We start from the raw sequence: 20,396 nt of genomic DNA on the forward strand, positions 1-20,396 counted from the left end.
GTTCGGCTGGCACCCTGGCCGGACAAGTCCTTCCTTTCCAGGTTGGAGCGCAGCTTGCTGGAAACCTTCCATTTTATGCAAGTTCAACACTCCCTTTGCAGTAAATCCACAAACTCTCTTCAAGGTGCCACAACTATTATGCATTAACGACGATCACTGGGACGTCATTGTCCCAGTGATCGTATTTAACTCTTTCTGAAAGTCAGGAGGTTGAGAATCCCATGTATGGAGATGAGCAATGGTTATTGACCGCTCGCAGTACGGACCCAAACATTGCTAATAATGTCATGCAAAATGTGATCCGTTTAATCTCGGAAAGAACTGAGATGACAATAATGAAGGTGATTGATGGTGAAAATTCCCCTCGTCAAATCGTCATCCAAGCCACTGCAAGTACGGTTCAATCGCTGCAAAATCTCTTTGGAGAAAATGTCATTATCGCACCAGATAAGCCATTGCAACTCTTTTAGCTTCCAACAATCCAATGTAAAGTGAGATGAGCATCATGCCCCAAGACAGCAACGAGTTAAGCACACTTCCACTTGAGGAACGAAAACAATATATGATAGCCCCCCGTCCCGGACAAACTGCTAAAGCAGTTGGCTTACAACCAATGGCTGCAGGAACAATGGATCAAATACTTTCTACTTTAAGTCTTGATGTTGTTCGCAGAATCAAACGCCATACTGAGACCATGCGGACATTAGGAGCCAATACAAATGAAGCCACGGATATCGTCATCGCCAATTTAGCCCCTGATCGTGCCGAGCTTCTACAAAGAACCGTTCCACCTCATTTAATGATTGTTGAAGATAAACCTCTATCTTTTAACCGTACAGTCGAATTAGCAAGCATCGGTTCCATTTCACCAACTGCAGAGGTAACCACTCGCAAATATCGTTTTCGTGTAATTGGATTGGGGGAGAAACCTTTACCGAAAGTAACCATTCAATTAGCTGGAGATGCGTTCCCCGCTCAAAAGATTACCGACGAATCGGGTGAAGCTGAACTTGAACTGGTTACACTCGGCTCTAGGCCACCACGTTTAATTATTGTAACAGCGCCTGATAGTTACTGGGATATTTACCTTTCGAACCCTCAGCTTAATGCTGAATCGATTAATATTATTCGAATGCGTTCATTATCGGAGACGATTCCCCAATTCCCGGATCAATTCAAATGCGGATGGGGGCAGCGCATGATGGGTCTTGAACAAATACCCAAGGAAATAAACGGTTCTGGCATTAAAATTGCTATTATTGATAGTGGATGCGACAATGAACATCCACTGCTCAAACACATCCAGTTGGGTCAAGATTTCTCTGGAGATTCTCAATCAAGCGGTTGGAACTCGGATCAAATCGGTCACGGAACACATTGTGCCGGAATAATCGCTGCACGCAGTGTTGACGGGGGTAAAATGAGGGGATTCGCACCAGAAGCAGAAATACACGTTCTCAAGATTTTCCCTGGAGGCAGCTATAGCAGCCTGATTGAGGCTCTGGATTACTGCGTTGAACACGGGATTGATGTCATTAATATGAGTCTGGGTGGAGATTCAGAAATTAACCCGGTCGTTGAGCAAAGTCTTGCTGCTGCTGCACAAAAGGGAATTGTTTGCATAGTCGCAGCCGGAAATTCAGGTGATGCTGTAAAATATCCAGCATCTTCCCAGCATACATTTGCAGTTGCAGCTATTGGAAATCTTTCTGAATTACAGCCCAATACATGGGATAGCACAACCGTTCAGCAAAATTTCCTCGATGCAAATGGCCTTTTCTCACCCAACTTCTCTTGCTTCGGGCCACAAATTTCAGTGTGTGCGCCAGGGGTATCTATTGTTTCTACGGTACCGGGTGGAGCTTATAAAGCAGAATCGGGGACTTCCATGGCTGCTCCTCATATCACCGGGTTAGCTGCTCTTCTTCTTGCGCATCACCCTTTGTTTCAAAGCCAGTATAAAGCAAAGGACACGCAAAGAGTCATTGCGCTTTTCAATATGATTCGCTCTATCTGTATACCTTTAGCATTTGACAACAATAGGACAGGTGCGGGATTGCCTGGTCTTATTCCTACTCTATCGACTCTTCTGGGGAGTATCGCTTCCACAACAAATGCTGATCAAACAGCACCTTTCGGAATCACACCGCCGATTGTCGCATTCTCCAATGCAAATAATCTTGCAGCAGCCCCCATACAGGGTCAAGCATCGTTTTACTTGGAGCCAAATCTTCGCATGCAGAATTGGTTTGCCCCTGGTCCTATCGCTGGTTCATTTATAGTTCCTGCCTCACTTGCAGCTGATGGTCTGACACGGGCTCAGTTCATCAAGCATTAAGTATCTAACGGTCGCTATGGTGCACACTTATCAATTGGCATATCAGAGAGCAGAAATTTAAACAAACGTCCGTTTTGTCAAAAATGCACGACATATTGCAAACGGACGTTTGTTTATGACATATTCAATTAATTGGGTTTAAATCCGCAAATTGTTTATCCTTCCTCCTGGACGCTGAACAATATTAACGTTGCGAAGCGAACAGATATATTAATAGTGCAATCTATAAGTATAGCTCATTTCTATGAGAAGTTAATTTGAGACAAGTTAAATCTACCACTGTTTATATGAATATAAACTTTTTTTAGAGACGCACACTTAACGCTCTCAATCAATCATCCAATCATTTTCACCAAACTTCCAAACTCCAGTTCATCAAACTTCGTCTCTACCGTGCTGCGGTTTAGCTTCCATAGGCACTGATCCAATGCCAGCTCCAGCGGAACGTCACAGCGGATTGTGGCCAAATCGCGTGACAGATGCAGCATGTCCAGATCAGCCTCAATCTTGGCCCGGATGCTCTTGGACAGCTGCGGCAGATTGTCCAGAATGTTCTCAATCGTGCCGTATTCCTGCATCAGCTTGAGCGCCGTCTTCTCGCCAATGCCCTTTACGCCTGGATAGTTGTCGCTCGTATCGCCCATAAGCCCCTTCAGGTCGATGATCTGGGCTGGAGTCAGATTGCGCTCCTCCAATAAAAAGGATGGCGTATAAACAGCATAATTGCCATACCCCTTTTTCATGATGACTACGGTTACGCGCTCGTTCACCAGTTGCAGCATATCATGATCGCCCGTCAGGACGAACACATCTGCAGCGCCGCTATGTAATCTGGCAAGCGTACCGATGCAGTCATCCGCTTCATAGCCGACGATGCCAACATTGGGAATACCGAAACTGTCGACAACCTCCTTCACAAGATCGAACTGCGGCTTCAAATCGTCCGGCGCGTCCGGGCGGTTGCCTTTATAATCCGAGAATTGCTCCGTCCGAAAGGTCGTGCTCCCCATATCCCAGCAGCATATGACATGCGTGGGGCCAAAGCGCTTCACCGCATCCAGAAAATAACGGACAAAACCGTGTACGCCATTGACCGGTATCCCTGCGCTCGTCCGGCGAATGGAGCCTGTAAACGAAGTGGCAAAATATGCGCGAAACAGCAAAGCCATCCCGTCTACCAACAGCAGCCGCTCGCGCCCCTCATGTGTCCCGTTCATTGTTCATCCTCCAGTTTCCTCAAAAATTTCCCGATGCACCGCGCTGCCTCAAGCAGCCTGGACTCATCCTCTACCAAAGCAATCCGCACATAGCCTTTCCCTTCAGCGCCAAAGGCCTCGCCCGGTACGACAACCACTCCGGCCTCCATCACCATTTCCCGGGAAATCTGACGGCAGCTCCAACCTTTCGACACGGCTACTGGCGGCAGCGGAGCCCATATAAACATCGTGGCGCGCGGCGAAGGCACTTCCCACCCTACTTCTGCCAGAGCGCGTACGAATATATTGCGCCTCCGCTCATAGAGCGGGCCGACCGGCTCCAACTCCTGACGCATATCCGCCTCCAAAGCCGCCACCGCCGCCTGCTGCACGGCATCAAACACGCCATAGTCCAGATTCGCCTTCAAGTCTCGCAGCGCCGCAATTGCCTCACGGTTGCCTGCGAGAAAACCGATTCTGCAGCCGGCCATATTGAAGCTCTTCGATAAAGAGTGGAATTCTACCGCAATATCGAGCGCTCCGGGAACTTGCAGAATGCTTGGCGGCCTGAAGCCGTCAAAGGCCATCTCCGAATAGGCGAGATCATGCACAACAAGCACGTGATGATGCTTCGCCAACGCAACCAGCTTTTCCAGAAAAGGAAGTTCCGCTACAGAAGCAACAGGATTGCTGGGAAAATTAAGCAAAATAAATCGCGCCCTCTCCCATTCTTCATCAGTGATGGCATCAAGATCAGGGAGAAAGCCGTTTTCCGCACGCAGCGGAATGTAGATCGGTTCCACGCCTGCCACAGCAAGTCCCGCCGCATAGATTGGGTAGCCGGGATTCGGGACGAGGGCCCCGTCTCCGGGGTCTGTAACCGCCAGCGCCAGATGGGCCAGTCCGTCCTGAGAGCCCATCAGAGCAACAACCTCCTGCTCCGGGCATAGCTTGACGCCAAAGCGCCAGTTCATCCACTCCGCAGCCTTTTCCCGAAATGCGGCGCTGCCCCGCGAGGCCGGATAACCATAACAGTCAGGGCGCAGCACCTCGGCGCCAAGCGATTCCCGAATCAACTCCGAGGGCGGTCGGTCAGGGCTGCCAATACCCAGGTCAATGACATCCTTTCCGCTCCGAAGCGCCTCCGCCTTCCATCCTGCAATTTCGGCAAAGATTGCCGAACCGAGCGCATCCAGTCGTCTGGAGCGCCATGTTGTTCCTGTCTTCACGCTAGTCTCCTCCATCACCGAATTCCCTGGCTAAGGCTCATCTCATGAATGTTCCACATCATCAGGAGCAGAAATACTGCCAGACCGCCGTACGCGAATCCGAACTTCCAGCGCGTTGCCGCAGGAACTTCATAATAACGGTCATTCTCATATTTATCGTAGTCGACGCGGACAAGAATCTGGAACTTTTCCTCGCCGTCATCTTTTTTCACCATCCTGCTCTTCTCAAGCCGAACTTGACGGACAGTAGCGGGTATAGGCAGCTCTAGCTCACCGCGGAACTGAATCACATCCCACTCAAACTGCACCATATGCTCTCCCGTCAGCTTGCAGTAGCTAGTGAACGGCAGATCGCGCTTATGCTCCTGTCCCGAAAAATACCAGTCCGGAAGCTGCAAATGACGGATATCCACCTCATACACGCCGCCAATAGAAAGAGGCTTCGTCTTTTTTGAAGATTTCAAATAGGTCTGATACATATTCCAGGCAAAATACAACCAAATCAAGATCAGCAAAAAGCTGCGCCAGTACACAATGAGTACAGCCCCGCCAATCAGCCCGACAACCCATAGCCAGCGGCTGACTGCCGTCGCAATACGCCCGCCGTCCAGCGGATGAATCGGCAGCAGGTTGAACAGATTGATCAGAAAGCCTACATTCGCCAGTACGAAGAGAAGCGGATTGTCAAAGATATAACCTGCCGCATAGACCGCCAAAGCTCCGATTGTGCCAATGAGCGGCCCTCCGAAAGCGATATAGGCTTCTGTTTCCGCGTCCTTGGGATGGCGCTTCATTGTAATCAATGCTCCGATAAACGGAATAAATAGCGGGGCGCTCACAGGCAGTCCTTTACGCTTTGCAGCCAGCACATGCCCCATCTCATGCACAAGTATAAGGCATACAAATCCGACCGCAAACCAGATCGGACTGATCAGTGCGTAGGCTCCAATTGTAATTCCCATACTGATAAGCGGGCCGGCAAACTTGCCGAGCAGCAGCAGCAAGGTCTTCCCTTTTGTTGCAAGAAACAGCAGCGCCGCGCCAATAAACCACCACGGATTGCGCCCCTTGCTCTCACCCTGTTTGCTCTGTTCCATTATTCACCCCAGACCTGTTCCAGCTCCGCTTCCTTAAAGCCAACGGTAACCGTGCCGCCATCCGTAATGACCGGGCGCTTGATCAGCCTGCCGTTGGAAGCGAGCAGTTTAATTTTATCTTCCTCGCTCATCTCCTGCAGCTTGTCCTTGAGCTTCAACTCCTTGTACACTTCACCGGAGACATTAAAAAACTTCTTGCTATCCAGTCCGCTGCGTGCAATCCATTCACGAATCGTATTTTCTGAAGGCGCCTGCTCGAATAAATCATGAAGCTCAAGCTCATGTCCCTTCGCTTGCAGCCATTTGATCGCATTGCGGCAGGTACCGCATTTGGCATAATGATAGACTTGTAATTTTAACATGATTGATGCCCCCTAATCGATTTCATTTGGCAACGCCAGGAGCTGCTGCTCCAGTCTGAGCAAATCAAACGGCAGCGGCGCTGCAAAGGAGATCCGCTGTCCGGTCCCCGGATGAGTGAATGCAAGACGTCGTGCATGAAGCGCCTGTCTGCCGGCAGCAGCCTCGGCCTCCGACATCCAAGGTACCAAATGCGTTTCTGTCCGTCCATACATCTGATCGCCAATTAGATTGCAGCCGAGATGCTGCATATGCACGCGAATCTGGTGTGTCCGTCCGGTCTCCAGCCGCAAAGCGACCAGTGCCGCCGCACCGTTGCCATAGCTGTGCAAGGTCTCATAGTGTGTAACGGAAGGATAGCCGTCCAGAGTTACAATTCGAATATGCGGCTGCTCCGGGTCGCGGTCAATCGGCTCATTCACCGTCCCGCTGGCAGGAGTCGGCACATTAAATACAAAAGCATAATACTCCTTATCCATCTCGTCACGCTGCATCTGCTCGGACAGCTGCTGATGAATATACGGATTTTTGGCAATAGCCACTACTCCCGAGGTGTCCTGATCCAGGCGGTGAATCGGTCTGAACCTGACCTGCTCGCCGCGCTGCTGCCAGTGATAGACGACGCCATTGGCCAGTGTATTCGTATAATGACCGTGTGTCGGATGCACAATGATTCCCGCAGGCTTGCTGACAACAAGCAGATCGTCATCCTCATATAGAATTTCTAGCTCCATCGGCTGGGGCAGAATATCGTCTGACCGCTCCTTCTCCATGCGAATTGCGAGCTGGTCTCCCGCGTTTACCTTCTCGGAGGTATACACCCGGTTGCCATTGAGCGTAATGCCCTGTTCGGTCAGCTTCAGCCTAGAGAGCAGCTTGCGGGACACGCCCAGTCTGCGCTCCAGGACTGTCCGTACCTGCATCCCCTCCTCATGGGGAAGAACATCAACAATTAGCGGATCATAGTAATTTATGTCGGTCATCGTGACAGCCCATCCGCCCTCAGCCCGGGAATATAGGATACATCGGGTATCCCAAGCTTCGCATTGGCCGCACGGGCCGCCGCAAAATAAAAATCGGACAGCCGGTTCAGATAAGTCACAGCCTCTGTATTCACTGTATGACGTCCGGTAAGTGCGACCACTGCGCGTTCAGCTCTGCGGCATACCGTCCGGCATACATGCAGCGCCGCGGCGGCAGCACTCCCTCCAGGCAAAATAAACTGCCGGATTTCAGGCGCCTGCTGCTGATAATCATCAATCCACTGCTCCAGGCGGATTGCATACTCTTCGGTCAATTTATATTCAGGCTGATGCTCATCATCATAGGACAAGTCGGAGCCGCAGTCGAACAGTTCATTCATGATTACCTTCAGACGCGCCGCCATTTCCGCAAGTTCCGGGAGCGGCTCGATCACCGCAAGCGCCTGTCCGGTGAAGGCATTCAGCTCATCAATCGTGCCGTAAGCCTCGACACGCGGATGATCCTTCGGCACCCGGCCGCCGATCAGCGCCGTCTGCCCTTTGTCCCCGGTACGGGTATATAATTTCATTTGCCAATCGCCCTCTCTTTCTGATAGCCGGGGTAATCGAATGTACGCCTACAAACCCTGCAACTATCAGCAATACTACTAGGCTTACTATACCATATCCCTATTCTTTTGAAAAAGCGCTAGCGCCGGCAAAGGATGAAAAATCAGTCCAAGCATCATTTACAAGCGTCAACGACATTGTCGTCCTTTGACTGGCAAACATTCCATTTCGGGTAGAAATAGAAGCTATTTAAAAACAAAAAACCGCAAGCGGTACTATTAAGAAGTATCCGTCTCACGGTTAGCGATGAATATATTCGATTGTCAGAAGCATAGACAGCCCCCCATCAGGTCGTGGCATAAATCCGCCTGGCTCTCATGTATTCATTAATCTTCGTATCCAATTTGCGGCTAATTTCGATAATAATCTCTGAATTTAACGTCGAATCTTGCAAATAAGTCTGTTCCATAACTTTGCGCAGCTGATAGATTTCATCCTCCAGCCTTCGAATAGTGGGGGATAAATGGTTCGAAGACCTGACGGCATCTTGATCCTTCGACAAGGAAAAACCCTCTCCCGCATAAGCCATCTCTATCCCTCCTTATCCCCACGCTTCATATGGCGCAGAATGCCCGGCATGCTTGCGGCGTCCCGCTTGATCAAAGGTACATGTGCTCCGCTTGCAGCGAATGATAGACGAAGTATAAACCTGGAGGCTTATACTCCGCCTTATTCAACCGAAATGCTGAAGACTTCAACTACCGTTCTAAAGTTATTGTTCTAAAATTACTGTTGTAAATTCGCTACATGATGTCTGCTAACTATTTTGGCTGGGCCTGAGAAGAATAAATTCTTACATTTTAAGAAGGTCTTATTAAAATCGGATTTTGCTAAATTATATCAGAATTTCTTTATAAGAACAAATAGGATTCTTTAACTTTTCAAAGAATGGACAAACTTTCCGATTCGTTCAATCGCTTCCGTTAATTGAGCGACCGAAGTTGCATACGAGCAGCGGATAAAGCCCTCTCCGCCTTTGCCAAATACATTGCCTGGAACCGCCGCAACCTTGTGCTCCTTCAGCAGGCGCTCGGCAAACACTTCGGATGAAAGCCCCGTCGACTCGATGGAAGGGAAGGCATAGAATGCTCCCTGCGGCTCATGGCATTCCAGGCCAATTTCCCGGAACCCGCGGACGACAAGCCTTCTGCGCTGATTATAGGAATCGATCATCTTCTTCATCTCATCGATACCGTTCGTGAGAGCTTCCAGAGCGGCAACTTGACCCATAATCGGGGCGCACATTACCGTATACTGATGAACCTTGAGCATGGCCGAAATTAATTCCAGATGTCCGCACACATAGCCCATCCGCCAGCCTGTCATGGCAAATGCCTTGGAGAACCCGCTAACCAGAATCGTCCGGTCCTTCATGCCCGGAATCGAGGCAAAGCTGACATGGTTGCTACCGTAAGTCAGCTCGGCATAGATTTCATCCGAAATGACGATCAAATCATGCTCCTCAACAACCTTGGCAATCGGCAGCCAATCTTCATACGTCATAATTCCGCCAGTCGGGTTGCTGGGGTAACAGAGCACCAGCACCTTCGAGCGCGGCGTGATGCTGGCCTGCAAAGATTCAGCCGTCAGTTTGAAATCATCCTTGGCAAAAGTCTCAATACCTACCGGAATCCCCCCGCTGAGCGCTGTAATCGGAGAGTAAGAAATATAGCAAGGCTCCGGCACGAGAATTTCATCTCCCGGATTGATCAGCACGCGAAGCGCCAAGTCGATCGCCTCGCTGCCCCCGACGGTAACAATAATTTCATTGGCCGGGTCATAGGCAACATTGAAACGGTCAGACAAATAACCGGATATGGCTTCCCGCAGTTCGGGCATCCCGGCATTGGAAGTATATTGCGTCTTGCCTCTTTCCAAGGAATACACGCAGGCTTCACGCACATGCCAAGGCGTCACGAAATCCGGCTCACCCACGCCAAGCGTAATAATATCCCCGTCCTTGCTTTCGCTAACCATATCAAAAAAACGGCGGATTCCCGAAGGCTTGATGGATCTGGCCATAGGAGACAGATAATCGGCCATGGAGGAGCGCTGTCCAGGCAGGGAAGTTTTTAACTCTTCATCTTTTATCATCATCTTCACCACCCTTGGATTTACGGAGAAATAGGCAAACGGTGATCATCTTCATGCTCTTCAAAGATAATGCCGTCTTGCTTATATTTCTTCAATATAAAGAAGGTCTTGGTCGACAACACCGAATCTATCGGAGATAACTTGTTGGAAACGAAGGAAGCGACATCACGTAATGTCGAGCCTTCCACCTCAACGAGCAAATCATAATCTCCGGACATCAGGTAGACCGATTTCACTTGCGGGTATAGATAGATCCGTTCAGCAATGCCCTCGAAGCCGCGTCCGCGCTCCGGCGTAATTTGCACCTCAATCAAGGCCGTTACCTTCTCCTCGCTTACCTTGCTCCAGTTGACTACCGCCGCATATTTCACAATGACATGGTCCTTTTCCATCTCATCAATCGCTCGGATAACGTCCGCCTGCTCCACATTCAGCATCGTCGCGATCAGATCCGGTCCGCGCCGCGCGTCTTCCTTCAGCAGCTTCAATATTTCATTTTTCAGCTCTACCATGTCTAGCCCTCCCAGCAACCGTCTAAATACATAATCTTTATATTACAACGAAACAGGGGTTCCTGCAATCAAGAGACGGCGCGGCGGGAACAAAAAAACCGCCGAAAACCGGCGGCTCTCTGGTGAAACTAGCTGTAGTAGGCGGGACTTTGCGGCTGCTGCAGTTGGCCCTGATGTACCTGCCCTGGCGTTACCAGATTGGCAAAGCCCGGAGGGTGTTGCTGCTGCTGTCCGCCGGTAATTCTCTGTACCAGCTGCTGTGTCTTTTGCAGGTTTTGCTTGTTCTGTTGAATCTGCTTGTCAATATCCTGCTTCAAAGCTGGAGAGGATGTGCTGTACATATTGTTTTGCTTCATTACCCTGTACAGATCACCTTGCAAATGCAGCGTCGTATTCAGCAAATTGGTGAACAACTGACGGACATTGTCACAGTTGGCTTCGGTTGCTCCGGTTGCGTACTCTCGAGTGACGCGCTTCAAGTCGGCAAGAATGGTATAGGCCAAATCCTCGTCGGGCAGCAGCGCTTGATGATGATTTTGGTACATGTTTGGCTTCCTCCTTGTGCGGTTATTGATTGCCTGGCTGTGTTGGAGCAAGTGGTAGATGGGCATTCAGCGCATTAAGCAATGTATTGTAGTTTTGCTCATGCACCTGCTGGAATTGCTGACAAATCTGACGAATTGCCGGATTCGTTGCTGTTGTAGCAGCTACTGCGTTTTGTTTGATAAGCAAGTCTTCATTAGAGATGGAATCCACAATATACTCCACTTCCTTGCCCGTTAATGGCTGCATCATGTAATATCCCTTCCGCCTGACCTGGCATATATTTTCATTTTTGTTAAACGACTTTCGTATTATGTCCCCGGCCTTTGCCGCTTATGCACCAACTGCTTCAATTAACGCCCTGCCTAAGGAACATGTACACTCTGTACCTGCTCATACGCAATAAAACTTCTCCCTCCTGCCTCTCCCGTAAGTTCCAGCATCTGCTCTCCTGCTGCTGCCAGTACCCCTGTATCGGAAGGGAGCAGCCCCATATTCAACACGATAAGTTCTCCCTCCAGCTTTCTGAGCTGGACATTGAATGTTCGGGCTAATGTAACCGGTGACGGGCGGGGAGCCAATTTTCCCGGAGACAGGTTGTAAGGGGCGGAAGCATCAGGCGCGTAGGGCGACATATATTTCAAATGCTGAAGCGATACCGCAACCGTATGATGCACAGGCGTGCAAAATATAAAATAATCATTCATGACACTTGAAACATAACCGTGGACGGGACGTCCGGAAGCAAAATATATTTCTGAGAAAACGCCCCGGGCAGCCGTCAAAATCTTGCGGCAGGACGGCTGGTTCCCGTGGATCGCGCCCTCCTTGGAATAGACCGGTTCTGCAGCGTCTATCTTTGTTTCCGTCTCATAAGTTCCCGGAGCCAATTGTTCAACATGACGAAATGGGACATAGATATAGCGATAACCGTTGAACAAGACCAATATATCCTGTCCCCATCCGGCCACAGTCCCTTCAATGGCAGCAGCCAGTCCTCCCAACTTAAGCTCGACCCTCCGGCCCATTAATGAACCAAACCGTTCCATTCAACCCTCTCCTTTCTGCAAGCAGCCATGCTTATGATGCGGTCTGGACCATTTCCTCTACCTGTAACGTCTCGTGATTACTCTTGTATGTATATGTATCTTCCAACTATCCTGTACAAGATAAATGAGGATTTTTATAGACTGCTATTAGGTATAAAGTTCAAAATCGTAATCAGCGCTTGACTTCTATCGAAGGAGAAGCGCTTCAGGATAGAGGGTTCTTCCGACCACCGACTCCTAGTAATTCCGCCTGTTTCTTGTCCGACCCTAGCAAACTGCTGCATTTGACCAGTGCCAATCATAGTTCTATTGCATAGCGTGTAATAGAACGAAATAAGGAGATGATAGAATGACGGTAAAGAAAAGAAATGTCCGTAGCATTAATCGCAGAGTAAAGGGCGCTAATCGGCAAGGACTTGGCAACCGCAGCAAACACAAACACAAGCATAAACATCGCAGTCATATTTGGGAACATCGCACGCAAGGCAAACGGTCCGAGGGCAACCGGGTAGAAGGGACAACAGGCGTGCGCTCGCCGGGCAACCGGTCCCAAGGCAACCATGGCTATGGACAGCGCAGTCAAGGACATCACAGTCAAGGACAGCGCAGTCACGGGAATCGCAGTCAAGGACATCAATCCCAGGGAAAACGCAGCCATGGACATCGTTCTCAGGGCAACCGCAGCCGCGGCGACCGTATCGAAGGAGAAAGAGGCAATAATTTCTACCAGCTCCCGGCTAACTGGCCGCCGCACTGGTATTCGCAAGATGCTCAAGAAGGCCAGGAATAACGAGTGACCATAGACATTCGTCCTGAATAAGGTAAAGTGATAAAGCCTATCCGTTGCGATAGGCTTCACTTTGTTTGTTCAGGAGGAACAGCCATGCCGGTTGAAGCATTGCCATTGCGCAGTATCCATATTGATTCAAATGAAATTAAACGGATGCAGGAAGAGGATGTCTGGAGCACCCGGTTCATCCAGGTAACTTTGGAGATGGATGGTATAGCGATGCCCGCCCGTATCCGTCACCGCGGAGGACATACCAGGCTTTATCCGAAAAAATCATACGAGGTCGTCCTGGATAACGGGACTGCTCTTCAATGGAATGCGGAATATGATGATCCGTCCATGCTCCGCAATGCGTTGTCTTTTCACTATTTCAATACAATCGGGGTAGAAGCGCCCGGAACAAAACATTGCAATGTAGAATGGAACGGGCAGCCGCTCGGCGTATACCTGGAAATCGAATCGGTAGACCAGGCTTTCTTCGAACGCCGTGGCCTGGAATGCCGTTCCATCCACTATGCGGTCAACGACAGCGCCAACTTCCGTCTGACAGATCCAATAACCCGGAAGCGGAAGACGTCCTGGTATGAAGGCTATGAACTGAAACTGGGGAAAAAAGCGGACCGTAGCCGCCTGATTGCTTTTATAAGGAAGTTGCACCAGACGAAGGGACGGGAACTGAGAAGCCATTTGCTGGAACGGCTTGATACGCCACAGTATTTGAAATGGCTGGCAGGAGCCGTGCTGACAGGGAATTATGACGGATTTGACCAAAATTATGCATTGTATGAGGTAAAGCAAGGAGGCAAATACCGGATTGCTCCGTGGGATTATGAAGGGACATGGGGAAGAAATTGCTACGGCAAGCCTTGCGGAGCAGAACTTGTCCGTGTTCAGGGATACAACAGGCTGACCAAATTGGTGCTCGCCGTTCCAACCTGCCGCAGCTATTATCGCAATCTGCTGACCGAACTGCTGGACACCTCATTCACGGAAAGAGAGCTTGGCCCGCTCGTGCAAGCCATGCATCAATCCATTGCTCAGAATATCCAGCGAGATGTTACACGCAAATGGTCTTATACTGCTTTCGAGAATGAATACAGCATGATTATGAATTATATACGTGAACGAAGGCGCGTGATCCAGAAGGAATTAAAGCAGTGGAGACGCGCCGATCGTCAAAAGATTCCCATGCTCAAATAGCGTTCTCCTGTATCCGGAGCGATGCAAAGCACAGTTTTACCTGCCCCAAGACGCCGGGCGACCTGCATAGCTGCCCAAACCGATGCGCCTGATGACGGGCCAAGCAACAGCCCTTCCATTCGGGCCAAATCCCGTGTCGTTGTCAACGCATCCTCATCTGCAACCTGTATAATTTCATCGTAGACAGATGTATTGAGTATAGCGGGTATGAATCCCGGACTTGTGCCTACCAGCTTGTGCGGGCCAGGCTCTCCGCCGGAAAGCACCGGAGACCCTTTTGGCTCTACTACGGCGATATGCAGGGATGGAAGCTGCTCCTTCAGCGTCTCTCCTGTTCCGGTCACTGTGCCCCCTGTACCTGCAGTGGCAATAAAAGCATCGAGTTTGCCATCCGTTTGCTGCAAAATCTCCTGCGCTGTCGTGATCCGATGAATATCCGGGTTCGCCTGATTTTCGAACTGGTTGGGGATGAAACTGCCCGGGATACCAGCTTGCAGTTCCAGTGCCTTGTGAATCGCTCCCGGCATCCGTTCGGACGCAGGAGACAGCACAACCTCAGCCCCATACGCTTGCAGCAAGCGAATCCGTTCCACACTCATATTGTCCGGCATGATAAGAATAAGCTTGTAGCCTTTGGCTGCGGCATTCATCGCCAGACCGATCCCCGTGTTGCCGCTTGTCGGCTCAATAATGGTAGCGCCTGGGACAATTTTCCCTTCACGCTCCGCACGGTCTATCAGCGCAAATGCGGCACGATCCTTTACACTCCCGCTCGGATTGAAGCGCTCCAGCTTAACCAGCACCTCTGCCCCTTCAAGGTTCGACAGGCGGCTGAGCCGAACGACTGGTGTTTCACCAATTAAATCTGTAATGTGCTGTACTACACGCGGCATATTAACTCACCCTTTGCAAATTATCCTTCATAAACCACCAGCCAATCAGCGGCGCTGCTCCAACGCCGAGCAACAGCCAAACCATGGCCTGAGGCGAACTTGCCCATGACATGACCAGCAGATAAATCATAAGACTGAGCATCCTGCCCAGCACAAGACCGAGCTCGCGCAATATTACGTATTCCTCCCGTTGACTGGCGTTGTCCTCCGATTGGCCGATCATATCGAACACGGAAGAGGTCATCGGGATGGAATACAACGGGATGAACAAGGCGGTGCCGATTCCGAACCAGAGCAGCGTTATGTAGTTCATTTTCCATAGCAGAGGAAAAATGACGACTACGAGCATGATGACGCCAACCAGCATCGCCTGCTTGCGCCATGTCCTCCCGATCCAGCGTCCAATCAACCAGAAGGCAACCAGACCGACAAGGGATGTCCATAATGTGAAGTCACCCAGTTTGCGCTCATTCGATGTAGCGATAAATACCATCAGACCGACGAGAAACATAAATATGCCTTCCCGCAGCCCCTGCGCCATCAAGGCAAAAAAAACATTGCGCCATGGCAGACTGCTGTCCTTAAGCTTGCGCCACGGGAGAGACCAGTCATAGGTTCCGCTGGACTCTCGCTTCCTCAGAAAGAAGCTAATGACAGCAGCCAAACAAAATACAAACAGAGAGATAGTAAATATAATCTGGTACCCGCGATTGCCTGCAAAAGCTGTTATAAGCACCCCGGAAATCCAGGGAGCGACGATTCCGGACCCTGAAACGAGCAAGCCGGCCCACCCGTTGAAGCGGTCGCGATTATCAGGCTCGGTAATTTCAAAATACACAACATTGTATGCAAGCCAAAAAAAACCTGATGCCATGCCATTAAGAATTCCAAGCGGAATCACATACGCTTTGGCTGCCTGACCAAGCATTAAGACGGTCAGATAAAAGATACCGGAGAGCATAACGCCCACCCGCAGACAGTTCATTTTGTTATGTTCCTTGACCCATCTGCCCGCAAGCCAGAATGTCAGGCCGGAAATAAAATGCTGACATAAGGTGAACCAGCCGATCACCATAAAGGACTGACTGGCTTTCCATAGATAGACCGGCACGAAAGTTCCGGACAACGCATTGGCCACTGCAAACAACGCGTGTACAGCGAGCAAAAGCGCCGCTTGCTTGTCCAATGTTCCAGGCTTTCTGTCAAAGCTTCTGCCGCCTCTAGGGACGGTAACTATTGTTTCAGTGTTCTTCTGAAACGGCGCTTGCCAAACCGATCGGGTACGCTCCACATCATTCCCTCCTGCCTGCTGGAAAAACTCTTCCATAAGGTTCCCTAAAGCGAGGGGGGAAATGCTGTACATTGATTACCAGCTCAGAACTATTCTGTAGCTTCGCTCAGTCGCTGGGCAAAAAAGTGCTGGTCGGCATAAGACAATCTGCTCTTGGTCTCAAAGCAGGACGGGCATACATACCATACGATTTCAAATGCATTGCGCAATAACGGCTTGGCCGATTCTCCCGTCTCACGCAGCGTAAAGCCGGCAGCGCTGTCGTTTTTTTGCCGTCCAACTTCAATCATAAACTCCCGGCAGCTCGAGCACTCAGGCATGTCCTCCTGTTCGGCCAGCAGTTGCTGCACGTGATCTTCTAATGCAAGAATAGCCTGATGCGGAGGACGCCGGTTTGATGCCTCGTCCTCTTCTTCTACCGGATACTCCTCTTCCGAAGGTCCGAGTTCCTCATCCAGCTCTTCTTCATCTTCCTCCAGGTTCAAGCTGATGGTTCGATAGCCATCAAGCTCGTTGTCACAATGAGGGCAATGCTTTTCCGGTCCCAGTTCCTTATCCCAGACGATTTCTGTCTGACACCAGGGACATACAGTTGATTCAGTCACAAGTTACAGCCCCTTTCATAGCAGATACAATACGCCCAGCACGACGAACAATATCGCGAGCGCAAATAAAGTTCCCCATAAATATTTCATTGCCTGTGTTCCTCCAGTACCCTGCAGCAGTTATTTACTTAGAAGCTGCCTTAAATAATGGTTGCCCCGATCAGATAGGACAAGGAAACCGAAATAATCATCGCAATAAGGCCTACAGCCCGATTGTCATTTTTGATTTCCTCATCGATTTTGAATACAGGAGTTAAAAACTCAAATAAAAAATAGGCGGCAAGCAAAATAGCAAAGCCAAACAACGCCCAAATCATACTCTGGTATACCGTGTCATTGGCCTCAATCGAAAATCGGAACACATTGCAAATGCCGAAAATTTTACCGCCTGTCGCCATAGCGACCGCCACATTGCCATTTTTGATCTCGTCCCAGCAGTTGTAACGGGTCACCAGCTCAAAGCAAAACAGGCAAAATATCAAGGCCATTACGGCAACCGATACAAACGCAAGTGTAGAGGTATAGGGGTTGCTTAGCAGCCAATCCACCTCTCGTTGCATATTGTCCCTCCTTATTCCAGCTCGGCCACCGTCACACCGGCTCCGCCTTCATTGTAATTGCCCAAGCGATAGCTTTTCACATGCCTATGCTTGCGCAAGAAGTCCGTGACCCCAATACGGAGCACGCCAGTTCCTTTGCCATGAATAATGTAGACCTGACCCATATTGGACAGGAATGCCTCATCCAGGAAACGGTCAATTTCCATAATCGCTTCTTCAACATTCGCCCCTCGCAAATCAAGCTCCGCACGAACCTGATCGTCACGGCTCCGCTTCAAACTCGCCGCCTGTTTGGGCTGCTGCAACTTGGCAGGTGCTTGCTTGATCAACTCCAGATCGCTTAAGCTGACCTTCATTTTCAGAATACCAAGCTGTATCTGTGCTTCACCTCCAGAAACTTCCACAACATGACCCTTCTGATTCAAGCTGTAGACCATAACCTCATCGCCCGCTTCGATCTTCTGCGACGCTTTGTTTTGGGCAGGCTTGTTGCCGCCTTGCTTTTTGAGTTGAGGCTCGGCTTCTTCCAGCTTCCGCTTGGCCTCAATCAGCTTGTGCTGCTTGACTGAAGCGCCCTCCTCTAGAGCCAGCTTGCGCAAATCAGCAATAATCTGCTCTGCTTCACGCTTGGCTTTGACAATCGCTTCTCTTGCCTCGTCCTGAGCTTTGGCCAGCATACGATCACGCTGCTGTTCAAATCGTTCACGCTGTTCCTCAAATTTCTTGCGCTGCTCCTCAAGCTCACGGCGCAACGCCTCTGCCGTATTCCGTTCTGCTTCCGCACCCAGACGGTCTTCCTCAAGCGAGGCAATCATATTTTCTACCCGCATATCCTCTTCGCTAACTTCGCCGCGCGCATGATCAATAATGTTACGCGACAATCCGAGCCGCTCGGCAATAGCAAAGGCATTGCTTCGCCCCGGCACGCCAACAAGCAGCCGGTATGTAGGACTAAGCGTCTGAATATCGAATTCCATACTGGCATTGATGACACCTTTACGGTTGTACGCATATGCCTTTAGCTCGCTGTAGTGGGTAGTTGCCACAAGACGGCAGTCGGTCTTGTGGATATGCTCCAGAATGGCAATCGCCAGCGCAGAGCCTTCCGCAGGATCTGTCCCAGCCCCAAGCTCATCAAGCAGCACAAGGCTCTTGGGCGTCATGAATTTCAAGATTCGGATAATATTCGTCAAGTGGCTGGAGAACGTACTAAGGCTCTGCTCGATGCTCTGCTCATCTCCGATATCTGCATAAATGGCATCAAATACGCAAAGCTGCGTGCCGTCCTCCGCCGGAACGAATAAGCCCGACATGGCCATTAAGCTCAACAGGCCGATCGTTTTCAAGGAAACGGTCTTGCCTCCCGTATTCGGTCCGGTCACAATAATGCCTGTAAAGGAATTGCCCAACTCAACATCAAGCGGGACGACAGCAGCAGGATCAAGCAGCGGGTGCCGTCCGCGCTTAATTTTCAGGAAACCCCGGTCATTCATCCGCGGAAGCGTCGCCTTCAGACCATGCGCATAGCGCGCCTTGGCAAAAGCAAAATCCAGCTTGCCGAGCAGATCAAGGTCGATCATCAAATCAGGCTCGTATTCAGCTGCGGCAGCCGTCAGCTTCTGCAAGATTTTCTCGATCTCCCTGGTTTCGGCAACCTTAAGCTCGCGAAGCTTGTTATTCATCGCAACCATCGCTTCCGGTTCAATAAACAGCGTCGCCCCGGAGCCGGACTGATCATGCACGATTCCTCCAAAATGGGAGCGATACTCCTGCTTGACCGGGATGACATAACGATCATTGCGCAGCGTTATCAAGGAATCCTGCAGCATTTTCTGCACAGAGGAGGAACGAATTAATTGCTCCAGCTTTTCCCGGATACGGGATTCGCCGTTCTTCAGTTCCCTGCGGATTGCTGCCAGCTCTGTGCTGGCGCTGTCCATAACTTCGGCCTGCTCGTCAATACAGGCATTAATCTGATTCTCCAGATCCTTTACCTCGCTTAGCTGGTCAGCAAGTGATTGAAGCAGCGGAATCGGATCATTTTCATGCAGGTTTCCGATATGGCGTTTGATCTGCCTGGAGCCGCGCGCCGTCGTGGAAATCGCCAATAATTCAGCGGGATTCAATGTGCCGCCAATTCTAGCTCGCTGTAGGGCAGGCGCAATATCGGTAATACCGCCGAACGGAGCGCTGCCTTTCAGACGATCTGCTTTATAAGCTTCATCTGTTGCTTGCAGCGAAAGCTTCACTTGTTCAAGGTCGGGATTTGGCTTTAACGCTTCCACGACAGCTTTTCCAAGAGAGGTGGCCGCATGAGAGCCGAGCCTATTTATAATTTTGGAATATTCAAGGGTAGTCAGTATTTTATCGTTCAAATCGAGCACAACTCCTCTCAGCTTTTATTATAGCGGATGAATGGTGCAAGCGCCATGACCGGAGACAATCACATCCACGAATGATTCCTTCTTTTAAGGGAATAGTATAACCAAGCACATCAACTCAAGTGTAGGAGGTCAGCAAATAATGAATTTCCTTGGACATCTTGTTCGATTTATCGTTTCAGCCCTTGTGCTGATGGTTGTTGGCTTTATTGTTCCCGGTTTTAGCGTCGGCGGCTTTTGGAGCGCATTTTTCCTCGCTTTGGTCATCGCCGCTCTCGGCTGGGTAATCGAGGGCATCTTCGGAAAAAAGGTAACTCCATTCGGCCGCGGAATTGTAGGTTTTATCGCCAGCGCATTCGTAATCTGGCTTGCCCAGTTCATTGTAGGCGGTGTTGCCGTAACGATGCTTGGAGCAGTCCTTGCAGCCCTGGTAATCGGGATCATCGACTTGTTCATTCCGGTCAGCACGCCTTATGAAGCTGGACGCAGCCGCAGCTAACTCCGATTGCAAGCCAAAAGAGCCTTTGTCCTTTTGTGATAAAGGCTCTTTACATAAGTTTCGGTATAAGCTGTTCGTACTTATTTAAAGCGCGTTCATCATTTATACATATTAACTTCAACAGTTTGTCACTTTATAACCGATAAAAAAACAGTACAATAATAAGG

The 20,396-nt window shown here is 50.1% G+C and carries 22 protein-coding genes; 5 read left to right on the forward strand and 17 right to left on the reverse strand.

Annotation, left to right across the window (positions count from 1 at the left end):
* Positions 1–221: 221 nt before the first annotated feature.
* Together JFN88_RS21795 and JFN88_RS21800 are read left to right on the forward strand one after the other, a co-directional pair.
* Positions 222–470, forward strand: a complete 249-nt coding sequence (locus JFN88_RS21795) for a hypothetical protein (protein WP_199021437.1) — start codon at positions 222–224, stop codon at positions 468–470.
* Between the two features lie 35 nt (positions 471–505).
* On the forward strand, positions 506–2,338 hold the full coding sequence (locus tag JFN88_RS21800; protein WP_199021438.1) for a S8 family peptidase: 1,833 nt from the start codon (positions 506–508) through the stop codon (positions 2,336–2,338).
* A gap of 335 nt (positions 2,339–2,673) precedes the next feature.
* Here the strand turns inward: JFN88_RS21800 and JFN88_RS21805 are convergent, their stop codons facing one another.
* The 12 genes from JFN88_RS21805 to JFN88_RS21860 all read right to left on the reverse strand — a co-directional run bounded on the left by JFN88_RS21805 (position 2,674) and on the right by JFN88_RS21860 (position 12,010).
* Positions 2,674–3,555 carry a 5'-3' exonuclease gene (locus JFN88_RS21805; RefSeq protein ID WP_199021439.1) on the reverse strand — a complete coding sequence of 294 codons (882 nt, stop codon included), beginning with the start codon at positions 3,553–3,555 and terminating at the stop codon, positions 2,674–2,676.
* Positions 3,552–4,778, reverse strand: a complete 1,227-nt coding sequence (locus JFN88_RS21810; protein WP_199021441.1) for an aminotransferase class I/II-fold pyridoxal phosphate-dependent enzyme — start codon at positions 4,776–4,778, stop codon at positions 3,552–3,554. The genes JFN88_RS21805 and JFN88_RS21810 overlap by 4 nt, the downstream gene beginning before the upstream one ends.
* Positions 4,778–5,863, reverse strand: a complete 1,086-nt coding sequence (locus JFN88_RS21815) for a site-2 protease family protein (protein WP_199021565.1) — start codon at positions 5,861–5,863, stop codon at positions 4,778–4,780. The genes JFN88_RS21810 and JFN88_RS21815 overlap by 1 nt, the downstream gene beginning before the upstream one ends.
* A complete protein-coding gene (locus JFN88_RS21820; protein WP_199021443.1) occupies positions 5,860–6,222 on the reverse strand; it encodes an arsenate reductase family protein in 363 nt (120 codons plus the stop codon). Before JFN88_RS21820 ends, JFN88_RS21815 begins: the two co-directional genes overlap by 4 nt.
* Before the next feature lie 12 nt (positions 6,223–6,234).
* On the reverse strand, positions 6,235–7,203 hold the full coding sequence (locus JFN88_RS21825; RefSeq protein WP_199021444.1) for an RluA family pseudouridine synthase: 969 nt from the start codon (positions 7,201–7,203) through the stop codon (positions 6,235–6,237).
* Complete coding sequence (locus JFN88_RS21830) at positions 7,200–7,772, reverse strand: cob(I)yrinic acid a,c-diamide adenosyltransferase (RefSeq protein ID WP_199021446.1); 573 nt, start codon at positions 7,770–7,772, stop codon at positions 7,200–7,202. The genes JFN88_RS21825 and JFN88_RS21830 overlap by 4 nt, the downstream gene beginning before the upstream one ends.
* Before the next feature lie 326 nt (positions 7,773–8,098).
* Positions 8,099–8,341 (reverse strand): aspartyl-phosphate phosphatase Spo0E family protein, encoded by a 243-nt coding sequence (locus JFN88_RS21835; protein WP_199021448.1) that lies wholly within the window; start codon positions 8,339–8,341, stop codon positions 8,099–8,101.
* Between the two features lie 344 nt (positions 8,342–8,685).
* Positions 8,686–9,906 carry an aminotransferase class I/II-fold pyridoxal phosphate-dependent enzyme gene (locus JFN88_RS21840; protein WP_199021566.1) on the reverse strand — a complete coding sequence of 407 codons (1,221 nt, stop codon included), beginning with the start codon at positions 9,904–9,906 and terminating at the stop codon, positions 8,686–8,688.
* A 20-nt stretch (positions 9,907–9,926) separates the two neighbouring features.
* Positions 9,927–10,418: an Lrp/AsnC family transcriptional regulator gene (locus JFN88_RS21845; RefSeq protein ID WP_199021450.1), complete on the reverse strand. Its 492-nt coding sequence runs from the start codon at positions 10,416–10,418 to the stop codon at positions 9,927–9,929.
* 128 nt (positions 10,419–10,546) lie between these two features.
* Positions 10,547–10,963, reverse strand: a complete 417-nt coding sequence (locus tag JFN88_RS21850) for a spore coat protein (RefSeq protein WP_199021452.1) — start codon at positions 10,961–10,963, stop codon at positions 10,547–10,549.
* A gap of 22 nt (positions 10,964–10,985) precedes the next feature.
* A complete protein-coding gene (locus tag JFN88_RS21855; protein ID WP_199021454.1) occupies positions 10,986–11,213 on the reverse strand; it encodes a hypothetical protein in 228 nt (75 codons plus the stop codon).
* Between the two features lie 113 nt (positions 11,214–11,326).
* Entirely contained in the window at positions 11,327–12,010 is a 684-nt protein-coding gene (locus JFN88_RS21860) for a YwrJ family protein (RefSeq protein WP_199021456.1), read from the reverse strand.
* Between the two features lie 349 nt (positions 12,011–12,359).
* Between JFN88_RS21860 and JFN88_RS21865 the strand changes: the two genes are divergently transcribed.
* Positions 12,360–12,800 (forward strand): hypothetical protein, encoded by a 441-nt coding sequence (locus JFN88_RS21865; protein ID WP_199021457.1) that lies wholly within the window; start codon positions 12,360–12,362, stop codon positions 12,798–12,800.
* Positions 12,801–12,893: 93 nt separating this feature from the next.
* Entirely contained in the window at positions 12,894–14,000 is a 1,107-nt protein-coding gene (locus tag JFN88_RS21870; RefSeq protein ID WP_199021459.1) for a CotH kinase family protein, read from the forward strand.
* Here the strand turns inward: JFN88_RS21870 and cysK are convergent.
* From cysK to JFN88_RS21895, 5 genes are all read right to left on the reverse strand, one after another.
* Entirely contained in the window at positions 13,976–14,893 is a 918-nt protein-coding gene (gene cysK, locus JFN88_RS21875) for a cysteine synthase A (protein ID WP_199021461.1), read from the reverse strand. The two genes, JFN88_RS21870 and cysK, sit on opposite strands and share 25 nt — an antisense overlap.
* 1 nt (position 14,894) lies before the next feature.
* On the reverse strand, positions 14,895–16,184 hold the full coding sequence (locus JFN88_RS21880; protein ID WP_332908531.1) for an MFS transporter: 1,290 nt from the start codon (positions 16,182–16,184) through the stop codon (positions 14,895–14,897).
* An 89-nt stretch (positions 16,185–16,273) separates the two neighbouring features.
* Positions 16,274–16,789 (reverse strand): hypothetical protein, encoded by a 516-nt coding sequence (locus JFN88_RS21885; RefSeq protein ID WP_199021463.1) that lies wholly within the window; start codon positions 16,787–16,789, stop codon positions 16,274–16,276.
* Between the two features lie 140 nt (positions 16,790–16,929).
* Complete coding sequence (locus JFN88_RS21890; protein WP_199021465.1) at positions 16,930–17,349, reverse strand: DUF350 domain-containing protein; 420 nt, start codon at positions 17,347–17,349, stop codon at positions 16,930–16,932.
* 11 nt (positions 17,350–17,360) lie between these two features.
* Complete coding sequence (locus tag JFN88_RS21895; protein WP_199021466.1) at positions 17,361–19,724, reverse strand: endonuclease MutS2; 2,364 nt, start codon at positions 19,722–19,724, stop codon at positions 17,361–17,363.
* Positions 19,725–19,872: 148 nt separating this feature from the next.
* Between JFN88_RS21895 and JFN88_RS21900 the strand changes: the two genes are divergently transcribed.
* Positions 19,873–20,229 carry a phage holin family protein gene (locus JFN88_RS21900; protein WP_199021467.1) on the forward strand — a complete coding sequence of 119 codons (357 nt, stop codon included), beginning with the start codon at positions 19,873–19,875 and terminating at the stop codon, positions 20,227–20,229.
* Positions 20,230–20,396 lie beyond the last annotated feature (167 nt).

The organism is Paenibacillus roseus (assembly GCF_016424485.1).
GTDB lineage: Bacteria > Bacillota > Bacilli > Paenibacillales > Paenibacillaceae > Paenibacillus_D > Paenibacillus_D roseus.